The sequence below is a fragment of the Niabella ginsenosidivorans genome (assembly GCF_001654455.1).
GTDB classification, from domain to species: Bacteria; Bacteroidota; Bacteroidia; order Chitinophagales; family Chitinophagaceae; genus Niabella; species Niabella ginsenosidivorans.
In genome coordinates this window covers 2,383,430-2,398,518 of record NZ_CP015772.1, presented here as the reverse complement: position 1 = coordinate 2,398,518, position 15,089 = coordinate 2,383,430, and the positions used below count along the sequence as shown (strand labels likewise).

Genomic DNA, 15,089 nt, shown 5'->3' with positions numbered 1-15,089 from the left:
AATCTTACCTTTGCCGGATATTTTTTGGTTATATGCAACAGAACAATTTACCTGTATCATTTGATAACACTGAATTGGCATTTCAATATAAAACGGATAAAGAGTTGAAGCGGGCAAAATTTCTTTTTGCTGTAATGGGCAGGCCTGCGCTGGTACAACTGGGCACCCGGCTGACGCCCTGGGCCATTAAAAGCGGCCTGCCTGTAAAAGCACTGGTACGCAATACCATTTTTAAGCAGTTTGTAGGAGGCGAAACGCTGGAAGAAACCGCAAAGGTAGCTGAAAAGCTGGGCCGGTATAATGTTAAGGTAATCCTTGATTATGGTGTAGAAGGCGGTGAAGTCGGGGATAAAGAATATGATCATGCAGCTGAGGAATTTATCAGGGTGATCGATTATGCGGCCACCCAGCCCAATATCCCTTTTATGAGCGTAAAGGTTACCGGGTTCTCCCGGTTCTCTTTGCTGGAGAAAATTGACCGGCTGATGAATGAGGCAAAAGGTACATTGATCAAAAGATATTTACAGGTAACAGAACAGCTTGAACCGGCGGAAAAAGAAGAATGGCACCGGGTTCGTACAAGATTGCTGCGTATATGCGAACGGGCTGCGGCAAAGAATATAGGCGTATTGATTGATGCTGAAGAAACCTGGATACAGGACCCGGTTGATGCATTGACCGTTCTGATGTCAGACACTTTTAATAAAAGCGTTCCGGTTATTTATAATACTATTCAGCTATACCGCCGCGACCGGTTGCAATTTTTAAAAGACTGTTATGATGCCGCAGCGGAACGGAATTTTATTCTGGCCGTAAAGCTGGTACGCGGAGCCTATATGGAAAAGGAGCGTACGCGTGCGGCTGAACAAGGCTATCCTTCACCCATCCAGCCGGATAAGGAAAGCACAGACAGGGATTACAATGCGGGCCTTTTATTCAGCCTGGAGCGGCTGGACCGGATTGCCCTGGTGGTAGCAAGCCATAATGAACAAAGCAACCTGCTGGCCGTGGATTTTTTATATAAGCATCACCTGCCGTTTAACCATCCCCATGTGCATTTCAGCCAGTTATATGGCATGAGCGATAACATTACTTTTAACCTTGCTGCTGCAGGTTGCAGCGTAAGTAAATACCTCCCCTTTGGGCCTATTGATGATGTAGTGCCCTACCTGATGCGGCGTGCGCAGGAAAATACGTCTGTAAAAGGACAAACGGGCCGGGAACTGGGGCTGATCAAAAAAGAATTGCAACGGCGTAGCCACTGATGCCGGTTATACCCGCATATAATCTGCTTTCCAGTGCCGGATCATTTGTTTGATGGCTTTAGGCGGGAGATTTTCTTTAATAGCCTTATTGATCAGGGGAACCAGTTCATCATCCGATGCAAAGCGCAATGCTGCTATCTGGCCAAAGGATAGCTTCTGCTCCTGCGGTTCAAAATCTTTCCCGGTAAGCATTGCATATTTATGCCGCATTTCCAGCCGTACCAGCCGGTCCTGCAATTGCAAAGCATAATGCTGCCGGGTCATGTACGAAAGCCAGGCAACCAGTAACACTATAAGCGCTATGAAAACCCATAACTCCCGTAACGATTCATTGGTGATAGCCCGGTAAATAGCAAACCCTTCCAGCAATAAAACTACCGGGTAAAAAACAAAATGATGCGGCGGGTAGTACCGGATATGATTTTTATAATGCTGCACTTTCATAGTAAAAACTTTAAGGAAGCAAAGTAAACACAGATATAAAGATAAAAATCACCGCTTTAATAAAAAATTAACGGAAATAGATCTCTATAACCAGTCCCTCTTTGTTATTTTTGTACTGTAATAAAATTGATTACAGTAATGATCAACGGACGTTTTGCGATCGCAATACATATTTTAACCCTTCTAAGCAGGGAAAAAGGGGTGTCGTCCGCATATATAGCGTCCAGTATTAATATCAACCCGGTTTTAGTACGTAAAGAAATCAGCATTTTAAAGGAAGCAGGTTTTGTACAGACGCAGGAAGGTAAAAACGGGGGAAATGCGCTGGCAATGACGCCTGCCAAAATCCGTTTATCTGATATTTATAAAGCAATTTATAAGGAAGGATTATTTGCGCATTCAAAAAACCTGCCTAACCAGCAATGCGTGGTCGGGAAAAAAATCACCGGTATTATGGAGCAGATCAATAGGGAAGCAGAAACAGCATTGCTGAAGCGGTTTCAGTCAATCACCATTAAAGATCTGGCAGACCCGATTTAATTCTTTGGAGCCATAACTGTAATAAAAAATACTACAATTTTAATTTTTAGATAATAAATCCAATAACAATGAAAATCGTACTGATCGGCGCTACCGGGTTTGTAGGGAACGCCATTTTAAAGGAAGCATTACAGAGAGGGCAACAGGTAACGGCTTTGGCAAGAGATACCTCAAAGATCCGGATATCCGATCCGAATCTGACAGTGAAAGACCAGGATGTGGCAGATGTGGCATTGGCAACGGTAATTAAAGGGAATGACGCGGTGATCAGCGCTTTTAATGCCGGCTGGGGCAATCCCAATCTTTATGAGGATTTCCTTACAGGCTCAAAAGAGATTGAGAAAGCTGTGGAGGCGTCAGGTGTAAAGCGCCTGATCGTTATTGGCGGAGCAGGCAGTCTGGAAGTAAACGGGCATCAGTTGGTGGACAGTGATGGTTTTCCTGAGCAATTCAGGGCAGGAGCCAGTGCTGCAAGGGATTACCTGAATATTCTTAAGGAGAATCAACTGCTGGATTGGACTTTTTTCAGCCCTGCAATAGAAATGGGACCTCATGTTCAAACCGGCCGCACCGGTAAGTACCGTTTGGGAACCGACAGCCCTGTATTTGACAACAATGGGAAAAGCGTTTTATCTGTAGAAGACCTGGCCGTGGTGATCCTTGATGAAGCAGAAAACGGACAGCACATCCGTCAGCGTTTTACCGCGGGCTATTAATGCCGGTGTGGTAAAGACTATCGTTCAATTTTTATAAGCGCCTGCCGGCAGCAGCATTGATGCGGTATTGGCTGTTTGTTTTAAGGAAAGCCGGTTAAGCTACATGGTAGATCTTAATATCCGGGTGGCCTTTTAAATACGGTTTTAGTGCAGTCACCACGCCGTTGTTAAAAAGATCACTCATCAGGTATTCCTGTGCGCTTTCAACGCTGTTAAACCCATGTAAAACCTGTACATCTTCCACATGTAACAGGAGCTCTTTTGATACAGCTCCACTGATGGTTTCTAAAAACGGGGTCTTATACTTATTATAAATGCCGGCAGCACCTGCCCGGTTTGCTTCTTCAACCTGTAGTGTGATTTCCAGATATGCCTTTATCATAAAAATATTTTTTCGATAAGGCAAAGTTCTTTCAGGCCCCGACTGCTGACAAGGGATAGAAATGAAAATCAATGGTAGTTTCAGGAAAAGAACTGCTGAAAAGACTGAATAGGAGTGCAGGTAATACTGTTCCCCACACACAATGAAATAAACTTACGGGTGGCGATTCTTTAGAAAAGAAGGGACGATAATAAAGAACCACGTGCGTAAGCACGTGGTCTTTTAAACATGATTATTTTAGGGGTTAAAAAATTATGCTTCTTCTTTTTCTACTTCTACAGCCTTATTACCCATTAATTCTCTTGTTGCAACCCAGGCAAGAGTATTGCTTTGCTGAGGTGCTACAAAGGCATGCGGAGGAGTTTTTTCATCTTTCTTTTTGTCCTCTGTTGGCGGAGTTGAAGTAGAATCTGATTTAATAACAGTAGAATCTGTTGAATCAGATTTTGTGCTGTCTACCTGTGCGTAAGCGCTTCCTGTGATCACTGTTGCTGCCAATGCTAACATTAATGTTCTTGTAGTTTTTTTCATGATAAAAGTTTTTAAGATAAAAATTATTAAATAAAAAAAGTTGATTTCACCTATTCTATAAACGATGAAAAAATGTAATTGATATATAGGTTATGTTAATAAATAGTATAAAAAATACTAAAACATTTTTTACTGTAAACCAGCTGTGTAAAGCGTCTAAAGTTTATATCCAGTGATATAAAGAACTATAAAATAAATTATACTGCTTTTAAATGAAATACAAATACGATACCATTTTGGCAGAATGGCAAAAAAGAAAATGTTAATGTAAAGCGGGTAGAATATAAGTGCTTAAGAAAGAAAAGAATAACTGGTAAATAAAATTTTTAATGCATCAGAGTTTCCATTTAACGATCTGATTTTCCCATTCTGCACGGTATGGGGTGGTGATGCGGATGTAGTTATCCGTATAGCCTTCCATCATGCCCTTCTTATTATGATTTTCAAATAATACGTTCCTGGTAGTTCCGGCATGCTGGTTTTCAAAGTACTGCATTTTCATATAGGAAAGGTTGCGCAATATTTTGTTGCGCTCATGACGCACAGCAGCAGGTACCACCGGCTGCAGGTTCAACGCATGGGTATTGGCCCGCTCTGAATAGGTAAATACATGGAAATAAGATACATCCAGCTGGTGCAGGAAATGATAGGTTTCTTCAAAATGTTCATCAGACTCTCCGGGGAATCCCACAATTACATCCACACCAATACAGCAATGCGGCATCAGTGTTTTTATAACACCAACACGGTCGGCGTAAAGTTCTCTTTTATACCTTCTGCGCATAGCGCCAAGAATAGTATTGCTGCCGCTTTGCAGCGGAATATGAAAATGGGGCATGAATTTTTTGCTGTTGGCCACAAATTCAATGATCTCATTTGTGAGCAAATTTGGCTCAATGGAGGAGATCCGGTAACGTTCAATACCTGCAACCTGTTCCAGTTCCTGTATCAGCGCATAAAAGTTCTCTGTTCGTCCGTTGATGGCCGCCGGCGCATTACCATCCGGGCCTTTGCCAAAATCGCCCAGGTTAATACCTGTAAGCACCACTTCTTTGGCACCTGATGCGGCCAGCGTTTCGGCATCCTTTATAACAGAGTTTATTAAGGCGCTCCTGCTTTTGCCCCTGGCCATTGGAATGGTACAAAAAGAACAATTATAGTCGCAGCCATCCTGTACCTTTAAAAAGGTGCGGGTGCGGTCATTAACAGAGTAGGAACTGTGGAAGCCGGTTACGGTTTCAATATCACAACTGCAGATCCGGGTAGCATCATTCTTGGAAATTTCTTTGATGTGCTTTGCAATGTTGAATTTTTCCGCAGCGCCAAGCACGAGGTCCACTCCGGGTATTGCTGCAATTTCTTTTGGCTTCAGCTGTGCATAACAACCGGTGATGATCACCATGCTTTCCGGCGCTTTACGCTGAATGCGGCGCACCAGCTGCCGGCACTCCTTGTCTGCATTGTCCGTAACGGAGCAGGTGTTGATGACGTAAACGTCCGCAACATCTGTAAATTCCTTTTTTTCAAAACCTTCCTGCTCCATTAAACGGGAGAGCGAGGAGGTCTCAGAAAAATTGAGCTTACAGCCAAGTGTATGAAATGCTACTGTTTTTGCGCCCTGCATAAAGGCTGCAAAATTACAAAAAATAACTGAAGGCAGTGTGTTTTTGCAGCTGGTGAAAATATAAAGACCAAATTATGGATAACCTTTTATTTTTGAAGAACTAAGAGTATGTTTCGGTTGATGTACAATATCTGGGCGGCTTTTGTTTTTGTGGTCATTCTGCTGCTTATTTTCCCGTTTGCCGTGGTAGCTGCTTTTGGGGGCCGGGTCAGAGGCGGTAACTGGATGTACCGGCTTTGCATTATCTGGTCTGATATATGGTTTACATTGATGGGCATCAGGGTGGAAAAGATCTTTGATGCTCCTTTTGAGGACGATAAGAAATATATCCTTATTGCGAATCATATATCTTACCTGGATATCCCCGTCATGGTAAATGTGTTCCGTAAGCCTATGCGTCCTTTAGGAAAAGCTGAAATGGGCAAAGTGCCCGTATTTGGCTTTATCTATAACCGGGTAGTTGTTAGCGTAGACAGGAATTCTGCAGCGGCAAGGGCAAAAAGTATCCGTCTTTTACGCTCCATCATCAACAAAGGCATTTCGGTTTTTGTGTTCCCGGAAGGAACTTTTAATGAAACCCGTCAGCCGTTAAAACAGTTTTATAATGGCGCCTTTAAATTAGCGCTGGAAACCCGTACACCCATAAGGCCGGTCCTGTTCCTGGATACTTATAACAGGATGCCGTATACAAAATTATTTTCGCTGAACCCCGGAAAATGCAGAGTAGTATTCCTGGAGGAAGTGCCTGTGGATGGGTTCCGTGAAAATGATCATGAAGCGCTGAAACAGCAGGTATATGCACTTATGGAGCAAAAATTGCTTGCCTGCAAAGCAGCATGGGCAACACCTGAAAATAATTCGGAAAAAAAGAATGACTGAAAACGAAATTGCATATACAACTGATCTCATAACAGATTATGCAGAAGTGGTAATCCCCCTGGCACTACCGCTCAATTACACCTGGGCAATACCGGAGCGATTGAAAGAGGCGGCCGTTGTGGGCTGCAGGGTGGAGGTAAATCTGGGCAAATCAAAAAGATATGCCGGGGTTATAAAAAGAATCCATAAAAAGCCGCCTGAATTTTTTGAGGCCAAGGAAATCGTAAATGTCCTGGATGCAGAGCCGGTAGTGTTTGACAGCCAGCTGCAATTATGGGAATGGATCGCAAAATATTATATGTGTACCGAGGGCGAGGTAATGGCTGCCGCATTGCCGGCTCATTTTAAGCTGAGCAGTGAAACTATCCTTGTTTTTAACGAAGAGGCAGGGGAGGATTTTACTGAACTGGGTAATGAGGCCTTCCTTGTTGCGGAAGCGCTGCTGCTCCGGAAGGAGCTGAAGTTAACAGAGGTGCAGCAAATACTGGACAGCACTCATGTTTATCCTGTTGTAAATTACCTGATCCAGCAAAAGATCTGCTATGTATGGGAATCTTTAAAGGAGCGGTATAGCCCCAAAAAAGAGACCTATGTGCTGCTAAGCCCTGCCTATACTGATGAAGTGGCCCTGGAACAGTTACTGAATACAGATAAGAAATTGCAGCGAGCGGAAAAGCAGCTGGAATTGCTGCTGGCCTACCTGCATTTTCAGAAAACAGAGGGTGCTATTACAAAAAGCGCATTGCTAAAGAAAGCAGGCGCTACAGAAGCCCAGCTGAAAGGGCTGGTGGATAAAGGGGTACTGTTTCTGGAAAAAAGGGCTGTTGACCGGATCCGTTTTTTGCCAAAAGAGATCAATGTAAACTTTGAACTGTCTCCTGCGCAGGCAAAGGCACTGGATGAGATCCGAGGGATTTTAAAGGAAAAAGATGTTTGTCTTTTGCATGGGATCACCTCCAGCGGTAAAACAGAAATATATATTCATCTGATCGAAGAGCAGTTACGTATGGGAAAACAGGTTTTATACCTGTTGCCCGAAATTGCGTTAACGTCCCAGACGATCAGGCGGTTGCAGCGGCATTTTGGAGGTCATATTGGTGTGTACCATTCCCGCTTTTCGCAGAATGAGCGGGTAGAGGTATGGAACAAGGTAAAAGACGGCTCATTAAAGATAGTGCTGGGCGCACGTTCTTCCTTATTCCTGCCGTTTCAGGAGCTGGGAATGATTGTTTGTGATGAGGAGCATGATACTTCCTATAAGCAAATGGAGCCGGCACCCCGCTATCATGCCAGGGATGCAGCCATTTATTTTGCATCGCTTTTTGAAGATTGTAAAGTGGTATTAGGAAGCGCTACCCCTTCTTTTGAATCATTCAGCAATGCGATGCATCAAAAATATGGATTGGTGAGCCTTGCTGAACGCTTTGGCAATTTGGCCCTGCCGGAAATAGCAATAGCCGATACACGTCGTTACCGGACAAAGGAATTTGCCGGTACCATTCTTTATCCACCCCTGGTAGAGAGCATTCACAGGGCGCTGGAGCATAAAACGCAGGTGATTCTTTTTCAGAACAGGAGGGGGTATACACCTTACCAGCGTTGCAATACCTGCGGATGGGTGCCACAATGCAAACATTGCAATGTGTCGCTCAATTATCATAAATTCTATAATAAGCTGGTTTGTCATTACTGCGGTACCACTTATCCGCCACTGGTAACCTGCCCCAGCTGCGGGGGCCATGATTTTGTACAGAAACAGTTTGGTACGGAGAGAATAGAAGAGCTTTTACAGGAGCTGTTCCCTGCTGCAAAGATCGGTCGTATGGATATTGATGCGGTGCGGGGAAAGCATGCGCATGATCAGCTGATACAGACCTTTGAACAGCAAAAACTGGATATACTGGTAGGAACGCAGATGGTGGTAAAGGGGTTGGATTTTGAGTATGTATCGTTAGTAGGTATTGTGGATGCGGATGGGATTTTGTCTTTTCCGGATTTCCGCGTAAATGAACGATCCTTTCAACTGATGGAGCAGGTGAGCGGCCGTGCCGGCAGAAAGCATGGTACGGGCCAGGTAATGATTCAGACCGCCCAGCCCACCCACCCGGTATTGCTGGAAGTGCAGCAGCACGATTATCAAAAGCTGTTTAATGATGAAATGCCCAAACGGCAACAATTTGGCTACCCGCCTTATACCCGGCTGATCCGACTTACCTTTAAAAATAAGATCCGGGAAGTAGTGCAGGATGCCGCTGCCTGGTTTTTCAATAGCTTACAGAACCGTTATAAGGATTTTATTGTAGGACCATCTGAGCCTGTTATTAACAGGGTACGGAATCAATACCTGATGGAACTGTTGCTGAAGCTGCCCCGCAGCTCGAAGATTATTGACTCCTGTAAAAAAGAAGTGCTTTATAATATTGCTTTAATGCATCAGGAAAAACGGTACAGGTCTGTTGTAGTGATACCGGATGTGGATCCCTATTAATGGCCGGCATTTTCCATATGGCTGCAATATATGGGGCTGGCGCCTCTAAAAACAAAATCCCCGGCAGTGGGCCGGGGAAAAAATTGGTTTTGGTTGCTATTGTTAAAGATTAATTTACTTTTACCATAAATACATAATCCTGTATTTTCTTCGCCTGCTGCTGGCGATTCAGATTAGCTATAGAAGAGCGGGTATTCAGCTTCACATTCTGGATAGCAGCGTCTGTTTTTTCTTTTTCCTTCACTTCATTTAAAATAGTGTAAAGATTTCTGGACCGGATAAAGAAAGCAACGCCTTCCTGGTCTTTCTGGCGGCTGTTCAGTATGCCGATCACATCGCCTTCATTATTTAAGATGGGGCTCCCGCTGGTGCCGCGGTTAGCGGCAATTTCTATCTGGCAGCTTAATGTATCGCCGTTAAATCCGGTCTTGGAGCTCAGGTACCCTTCGTTGTAAACAATGTCCTCCCGCGGATATCCTAATGTAAACAGGGGCTCTGCCATCTCTGCCGTTTTTTTGGTAAACCCGTAAGGGACAGGAGGCAGGCTTTTAAAATTTTTATCGATGATCCGCAGAACAGCAATGTCTCTTACCGGGTCCGTATAAACAACTTTAGCTTCATATTCATCACCAGCCGCATTGGCTACAGCAATATTCTGGGCATTTTGTATTACATGCGCATTGGTAACCAGTAATCCCTTGCTGTCAATAATAAAGCCGGTACCGCCGGAGCTGTAGTTGATTGCGGGCTTTACTATACTTGTTGTGCTCTGATTATTTTTCAGATTATAGATCTCCTGGTCCTGCTGGCGTGATTTGTTGGCAAGGTTGTGAATATTGCGGTTTAAAAGATCCAGCTGTGCCCTTTGTGTTTTAGGGGTAACGGACCACAGGATGGCAGAAACCAGCAGCGCGGTAAGCCCTGCAATAGAAGCTGCAATGGAACCTACTCTTTTATATTTATTGAACAGGTAAGCAATTTTGGCTTTTCCTTTTAAAGCCGGAGAGTCTATTTTACCCTGCGTGGCAAGATCATCATGAATTTCATTTAATGAAACCTGAAACTTTTGCCACTCGTTATAGCGATTCATTTTTTGCAGAAACATCGTATGGGTCACCACCATTTGATCCACTTCGCTGTCCGCCTTTCTTAAGTTTTCAAACTGCAGACGCTCATCAGGGGTCATTTCCCCGGAAATGTACCGCTCAACTGCCTCCGTTAATAGTATATTGTCATGCTCGTGCATTACGGCTCCTTTTTAGTATATTGAGAAAAGAATAATTTTTTCAGGCGCATCAGGCATTTGTATTTCTGCGTTTTAGCATTTTCAGAATTGGTATACCCAAAACTTTCAGCAATTTCCTGCATGCTTTTCTTTTTAAAATAAAATGCCTCCAGCAGGCTTTTGCAGGGTTCACCAAGATTCTGGATCGATTGATGCATCAGATTAAACTCCTGGTCTTTTTGTTCATGAACCTCTATATCATCATCCACTCTTACCTGCATCCCGCTGTCGTTCCATTCTTCCGTAAAACGGTTCTGTTGTTGCAGCTTCTTAAGCCATAGCCGCTTGGCAACAGAGTACAAATACGTCTTGATCTGGCAGTTGAGCTCAAATGTTCCTGAACGGGCTTTTTCAAAGAGCACTACCATTGATTCCTGGAAAATATCACGGGCATCATCAGCAGTACCATTATTATTGACAACTAAAGCCTGAATAAGGTTGTAATTCTGTTTGTATATTTCCTCGGACGCCTTCCTGTCATTACGCGCTAATCCTTTCAGTAGCAGTATCTCCTGTTCTAAAATCGTATCTTTCACGCCTTATTCAGTTTATAATACTTTTTTTTAAAAATAGTAACCCTTTATCATTAAGAAAAACTTTTTTGCAGGTTACGGGGTTACCTTTCTTCTTTTTCTGTATAAAACGCAATATTGTAAATTAAAAGTTTAAAATAATGAAAAAGTTATTTATTGTTTTGGTAATCAGTTCAGTAGGTTTTGTAGCTTGTAACAGCGGTTCTAACGGAGATGCAAACAGCAGCGATTCAACTGCGGTGGCTCCTACAACTCCGGATTCTATTAATGCGCCTGAAAAAGCAGCCGGTGATACCGTAAATCTGGATACCAACGCGGCCACTCATACAGATACTGCCGCAACAAAGGCAGACACTACTTCCAAAAAATAATTCATTTATATTCGGCAATAATGAAGGCCATCCCCACTGCAGCGGGATGGCTTTTTATTTGAAAGGGGATATTTCAGCATTGTGCAGTAAATATCATACCTTTGCCGCTTCATTTTATAAAAATAGTTTAGTGGTTACATTTGAATCGTTGGGTATAGAGGAAGGTTTACTTCAATCTTTACAGGAAATCGGGTTTAAGACGCCCACCCCCATACAGGAGCAGGCAATACCTGTTCTATTACAGGGAACAAAAGATTTTATAGGGCTGGCACAAACCGGCACTGGTAAAACGGCTGCCTTTGGTTTGCCGCTTTTGCAGCTGATCGACAGATCATTTCCATCGCCTCAGGCGTTAATTATTTGCCCTACAAGGGAATTGTGCCTTCAGATTGCCAGCGATCTGAACGCATTTAAACAAAAAAATGCAGCGATACATATTACTGCTGTTTATGGTGGCACGGCTATCAGCCAGCAGATCCGTGAAATAAAGCGGGGTACTCATATTGTTGTGGCTACTCCCGGCCGTTTGATTGACCTGATTGAACGCAAAGCGATCAACCTTAATGATATTCATTATGTGGTGCTGGATGAGGCAGATGAGATGCTGAACATGGGCTTTAAGGACGATATTGAATTCATATTAAAAGAGACCCCAAACCGCCAGAGCACCTGGCTGTTCAGCGCTACCATGCCCAAAGAGATCCGGCAGGTAAGCAAGCGGTATATGGAGCAGCCCCATGAAATAACCGTTGGCAAGGCCAATTCCGTAAACGTGAACATTGCGCATCAGTATTATTTAACACAGCATATCAACCGTTATGAAACATTAAAACGGATCATTGATTTTAATCCGGGTTTATATGGCATTATTTTTACGCGAACCAAAGCCGATGCCCAGCAGATTACAGAACAACTGATCCGGGAAGGCTATGATATTGAAGCGCTACATGGTGATCTGACGCAGGCACAGCGCGATAAGGTGATGGCACGCTTCCGTGAAAAATCGCTGGAGTTGCTGATTGCAACAGACGTGGCAGCGCGCGGCATTGATGTACAGGGTATTACCCATGTAATTAATTATGAGCTGCCGGATGATACAGAGGTATATACGCACCGGAGCGGCAGAACAGGCAGAGCCGGGCTGAGCGGTATTTCCATATCTATTATTACACCCAGGGAAATGTACCGGCTGCACCAGATTGAGAAGCTGGTCAACACCCGCTTTAATAAAATTGATATTCCTTCCGGGAAAGATGTTTGCCGGAAACAATTTTTCCATTTTATTGATAAAATGCTGAATGCAGACATCAGCAATGGCGAATATGAAGCCTATGTTCCGGTATTAAAGGAAAAATTTGAATCGGTTACCAAAGAAGAGGTATTACAAAGGGTAGCTGCCCTGGAATTTGACCGCTTTTTAAAATATTATGAAAATTCAGTGGATCTGAACCTGCGGGAAGACCGCAAGGGGGACCGGAAAGAGGGCAGAAGCCCGGCGCGTGAGAGCCGTGGCGGCCGCAGCGGGCAGTACCAGCGGCTGTTTGTGAACCTGGGAACCAAGGACGGTTTCTATAAAGCCAGTTTCCTGCAGTTTATTCTGGACATGAGCCGCCTGAGCAAGGAAAACCTTGGCCGTATTGACATGAAGGAAATGAACAGTTGGGTGGAAGTGGACGCCGCTTCTGCCCGGATCATGATCAAGGCCCTGGATGGCAAGAATTATCGCGGCAGGCGGATCCGGATGAATGACGCCGATAGTGGCGGTGGCAGAAGAAGATAATTAAAGTAATTGCAGAGGGTGTGTCAAAGTTGTCATTTCGAGATATTTATTTGCGTTGCAAAAGCAATGAAACGATGACAACTTTTGAGGCAGTCTCTTTTATTTGAACCGGTCTGATCTTCCAGCACCAGGCGAAGATATGCCAGGCTGAGGCAATCATAAAAGCGTTGCCTTTAAGCTGATTGGGATGATAATTTTTTCAATCGTCATCCCGGGCGCATCCCGCGATAGCGGGAGAAACCAGGGGAACTGTGTATTATCAATGAGGTTCCCCCGATCATTCCGCTCCATCCGGAATGATGTCTCTTATGTAGATGCATTTCCGACAACTTCCAACATTTGTTATGAACAGCCTGACGAAGCCTGATCACTCTTCGGCAAGCTCCTGACAGTGTTCTTTTAATGTTCAATAATATTACATCCTTTCCGGAACCCGGATGCCCAGCAATGCCATTGCAGCCTTGATGGTTCCGGAGGTCAGTGCGCATAGTTTCAGACGTAATATTTTCTTTTCGGGAGTTTCTGCATTCCGTACGGAATGAACGGTATAAAAGCTATTGAAGAGCTTTGCTACGCTGAAAGCATAAATTGCCAGCAGAGAAGGGTTGTGCTCGCTGCCTGCCTGTTTTACAATAGTATTGAATTGCTCCAGCAGTACGATCAGTTCCTTTTCCAGCGGAAGCAGGCTTTCAGCTCCTGTTACGCCCTCTGCCAGCGGTTCATTCCTTAAAATGGACCGGATACGGGCATAGGTATACTGAATAAACGGGCCTGTGAACCCCTGGAAGTCGATGCTTTCTTCAGGATTAAAGATCATCCGTTTTTTGGGATCGACCCTTAAAAGAAAGAACTTTAAGGCACCCAGTGCAATAGTGTCATAGAGCTCTTTTAATTCCTTTTCTGAAAAGTCCTTTACTTTCCCCAGTTCCTCTGTTTTGGCGGCTGCCACTTTCACAAGCTCATCCAAAAGATCATCGGCATCAACCACGGTGCCTTCCCTGGTCTTCATGCGGCCGCTGGGCAGCTCCACCATGCCATAGCTGAGATGATAGATACCGTTTGCATAAGGTTTATGCAGTTTTTGTAAAATCAGTTGCAGCACCTTCATATGATAGTTCTGCTCATCAGCAATTACATAGATGCTTTGATCATAGGGAAAATCCTTGTATTTTTCATCTGCCAGGCCCAGGTCCTGTGTAATATAAACGGCGGTGCCGTCTTTGCGCAATACCAGTTTTTCATCCAGCCCTTCATCAGTCAGGTCAATCCATACACTGCCGTCTTCTTTTTTAAAGAATACCCCGTCTTTCAATCCCTGTTCTACAAATTTTTTGCCCAGGATATAAGTATCGCTTTCATAATAGACCTTGTCAAAATCGGTACCGATGCGTTGATAGGTTTCATCAAAGCCGGTGTAAACCCATGTGTTCATCTGCTTCCATAATTCCAGCACTTCGGGTTTCCCTTCTTCCCAGTCCACCAGCATCTGCTGCGCCGCTTTCATAATAGGGGCTTCTCTTTCAGCAGCTTCCCGGCTCATGCCTTTCTCTACTAATTCCGCAATTTGCTCCTTATGCTTCTGCCCGAAGAGCACGTAATAATCTCCCACCAAATGATCGCCTTTGATACCGGTGGAAGCGGGTGTGGCTCCATTCCCGTAGAGCTGCCACGCAATCATTGATTTTGATATATGAATACCCCGGTCGTTGGAAATGCAGCATTTCTGCACTTCGCTTCCTGTAGCCTTCAGTATTTCTGCAATAGACCATCCGAGGAAATTGTTTCTCAGGTGTCCCAGGTGCAGGGGCTTATTGGTATTGGGAGAGGAATACTCCACCATTACCTTAGAGCCGTTTTTTTCCTGTTTGCCTAAAGAGGGGTTACCGAAATTTGCATTAAGGCATTCCAGCCAGAAACGTTCCGCAATGGTCAGGTTCAGAAAACCTTTGATCACATTACAGGAGGTAATAAGCGCCGGATAATCGGTGACCAGCTTTTCGCCGATCTCCTTTCCCAATATTTCCGGCTGCTTTTTTAATTCTTTTACAAATGAAAATAATACGACCGTATAATCGCCCTCAAATTCCGGTTTGGTGCTGTTAATGGCAATGGACGCCGGATCAAAATCCTTATGATATAAATCCTTTAATGCTTTTGAAACAATAGGCCTCAGACGATCTATAATACTCATTATTCCTTTCAATTTTGGTGCAAATTTAAGGACACAGGCGCAGAAATGCAGGTATTGTTA

General features: G+C 44.1%; 14 protein-coding genes. 7 read left to right on the top strand and 7 right to left on the bottom strand.

What is annotated here, in order from left to right:
- Positions 1-32: 32 nt before the first annotated feature.
- A complete protein-coding gene (locus A8C56_RS09985; RefSeq protein ID WP_067755251.1) occupies positions 33-1,265 on the top strand; it encodes a proline dehydrogenase family protein in 1,233 nt (410 codons plus the stop codon).
- A gap of 6 nt (positions 1,266-1,271) precedes the next feature.
- On the opposite strand, the gene A8C56_RS09980 is transcribed toward A8C56_RS09985, so the two are convergent.
- Positions 1,272-1,709 (bottom strand): DUF6526 family protein, encoded by a 438-nt coding sequence (locus A8C56_RS09980; protein ID WP_067755248.1) that lies wholly within the window; start codon positions 1,707-1,709, stop codon positions 1,272-1,274.
- Positions 1,710-1,847: 138 nt separating this feature from the next.
- On the opposite strand from A8C56_RS09980, the gene A8C56_RS09975 reads away from it, so the two are divergent.
- Together A8C56_RS09975 and A8C56_RS09970 are read left to right on the top strand one after the other, a co-directional pair.
- Positions 1,848-2,249, top strand: coding sequence for an Rrf2 family transcriptional regulator (locus A8C56_RS09975; RefSeq protein ID WP_067755246.1), 402 nt, complete (start codon positions 1,848-1,850; stop codon positions 2,247-2,249).
- A gap of 68 nt (positions 2,250-2,317) precedes the next feature.
- Positions 2,318-2,965: an NAD(P)-dependent oxidoreductase gene (locus tag A8C56_RS09970; RefSeq protein ID WP_067755244.1), complete on the top strand. Its 648-nt coding sequence runs from the start codon at positions 2,318-2,320 to the stop codon at positions 2,963-2,965.
- 94 nt (positions 2,966-3,059) lie between these two features.
- On the opposite strand, the gene A8C56_RS09965 is transcribed toward A8C56_RS09970, so the two are convergent.
- The 3 genes from A8C56_RS09965 to mtaB form a co-directional block, all read right to left on the bottom strand.
- Positions 3,060-3,347 carry a hypothetical protein gene (locus tag A8C56_RS09965; protein WP_067755241.1) on the bottom strand — a complete coding sequence of 96 codons (288 nt, stop codon included), beginning with the start codon at positions 3,345-3,347 and terminating at the stop codon, positions 3,060-3,062.
- Positions 3,348-3,599: 252 nt separating this feature from the next.
- The gene (locus A8C56_RS09960) at positions 3,600-3,878 is read right to left on the bottom strand and encodes a hypothetical protein (protein ID WP_067755238.1); all 279 of its coding nucleotides are present in this window, start codon (positions 3,876-3,878) and stop codon (positions 3,600-3,602) included.
- 334 nt (positions 3,879-4,212) lie between these two features.
- Positions 4,213-5,502 (bottom strand): tRNA (N(6)-L-threonylcarbamoyladenosine(37)-C(2))-methylthiotransferase MtaB, encoded by a 1,290-nt coding sequence (gene mtaB / locus A8C56_RS09955; RefSeq protein ID WP_067755235.1) that lies wholly within the window; start codon positions 5,500-5,502, stop codon positions 4,213-4,215.
- 108 nt (positions 5,503-5,610) lie between these two features.
- On the opposite strand from mtaB, the gene A8C56_RS09950 reads away from it, so the two are divergent.
- Together A8C56_RS09950 and priA are read left to right on the top strand one after the other, a co-directional pair.
- Positions 5,611-6,381 (top strand): lysophospholipid acyltransferase family protein, encoded by a 771-nt coding sequence (locus tag A8C56_RS09950; protein WP_067755232.1) that lies wholly within the window; start codon positions 5,611-5,613, stop codon positions 6,379-6,381.
- The gene (priA, locus tag A8C56_RS09945) at positions 6,374-8,869 is read left to right on the top strand and encodes a replication restart helicase PriA (protein ID WP_067755229.1); all 2,496 of its coding nucleotides are present in this window, start codon (positions 6,374-6,376) and stop codon (positions 8,867-8,869) included. The genes A8C56_RS09950 and priA overlap by 8 nt, the downstream gene beginning before the upstream one ends.
- Before the next feature lie 109 nt (positions 8,870-8,978).
- On the opposite strand, the gene A8C56_RS09940 is transcribed toward priA, so the two are convergent.
- On the bottom strand, positions 8,979-10,115 hold the full coding sequence (locus A8C56_RS09940) for a S1C family serine protease (RefSeq protein WP_067755226.1): 1,137 nt from the start codon (positions 10,113-10,115) through the stop codon (positions 8,979-8,981).
- A complete protein-coding gene (locus tag A8C56_RS09935; protein WP_067755223.1) occupies positions 10,115-10,690 on the bottom strand; it encodes an RNA polymerase sigma factor in 576 nt (191 codons plus the stop codon). Before A8C56_RS09935 ends, A8C56_RS09940 begins: the two co-directional genes overlap by 1 nt.
- Positions 10,691-10,827: 137 nt before the next feature.
- Here A8C56_RS09935 and A8C56_RS09930 point away from each other — a divergent pair, with 137 nt between their 5' ends.
- Both A8C56_RS09930 and A8C56_RS09925 read left to right on the top strand, forming a co-directional pair.
- The gene (locus tag A8C56_RS09930) at positions 10,828-11,058 is read left to right on the top strand and encodes a hypothetical protein (RefSeq protein WP_067755220.1); all 231 of its coding nucleotides are present in this window, start codon (positions 10,828-10,830) and stop codon (positions 11,056-11,058) included.
- 130 nt (positions 11,059-11,188) lie between these two features.
- On the top strand, positions 11,189-12,838 hold the full coding sequence (locus A8C56_RS09925; RefSeq protein ID WP_067761842.1) for a DEAD/DEAH box helicase: 1,650 nt from the start codon (positions 11,189-11,191) through the stop codon (positions 12,836-12,838).
- 415 nt (positions 12,839-13,253) lie between these two features.
- On the opposite strand, the gene argS is transcribed toward A8C56_RS09925, so the two are convergent.
- The gene (gene argS / locus A8C56_RS09920) at positions 13,254-15,029 is read right to left on the bottom strand and encodes an arginine--tRNA ligase (protein WP_067755216.1); all 1,776 of its coding nucleotides are present in this window, start codon (positions 15,027-15,029) and stop codon (positions 13,254-13,256) included.
- Between the last annotated feature and the right edge of the window lie 60 nt (positions 15,030-15,089).

Bases quoted from the DNA above. Each gene is read 5' to 3' on its own strand.
- A8C56_RS09960 (WP_067755238.1), bottom strand. From the start codon at position 3,878: ATGAAAAAAACTACAAGAACATTAATGTTAGCATTGGCAGCAACAGTG.
- priA (WP_067755229.1), top strand. From the start codon at position 6,374: ATGACTGAAAACGAAATTGCATATACAACTGATCTCATAACAGATTAT.
- argS (WP_067755216.1), bottom strand. From the start codon at position 15,029: ATGAGTATTATAGATCGTCTGAGGCCTATTGTTTCAAAAGCATTAAAG.
- A8C56_RS09985 (WP_067755251.1), top strand. From the start codon at position 33: ATGCAACAGAACAATTTACCTGTATCATTTGATAACACTGAATTGGCA.
- mtaB (WP_067755235.1), bottom strand. From the start codon at position 5,502: ATGCAGGGCGCAAAAACAGTAGCATTTCATACACTTGGCTGTAAGCTC.
- A8C56_RS09940 (WP_067755226.1), bottom strand. From the start codon at position 10,115: ATGCACGAGCATGACAATATACTATTAACGGAGGCAGTTGAGCGGTAC.
- A8C56_RS09975 (WP_067755246.1), top strand. From the start codon at position 1,848: ATGATCAACGGACGTTTTGCGATCGCAATACATATTTTAACCCTTCTA.
- A8C56_RS09970 (WP_067755244.1), top strand. From the start codon at position 2,318: ATGAAAATCGTACTGATCGGCGCTACCGGGTTTGTAGGGAACGCCATT.
- A8C56_RS09980 (WP_067755248.1), bottom strand. From the start codon at position 1,709: ATGAAAGTGCAGCATTATAAAAATCATATCCGGTACTACCCGCCGCAT.
- A8C56_RS09965 (WP_067755241.1), bottom strand. From the start codon at position 3,347: ATGATAAAGGCATATCTGGAAATCACACTACAGGTTGAAGAAGCAAAC.
- A8C56_RS09950 (WP_067755232.1), top strand. From the start codon at position 5,611: ATGTTTCGGTTGATGTACAATATCTGGGCGGCTTTTGTTTTTGTGGTC.
- A8C56_RS09930 (WP_067755220.1), top strand. From the start codon at position 10,828: ATGAAAAAGTTATTTATTGTTTTGGTAATCAGTTCAGTAGGTTTTGTA.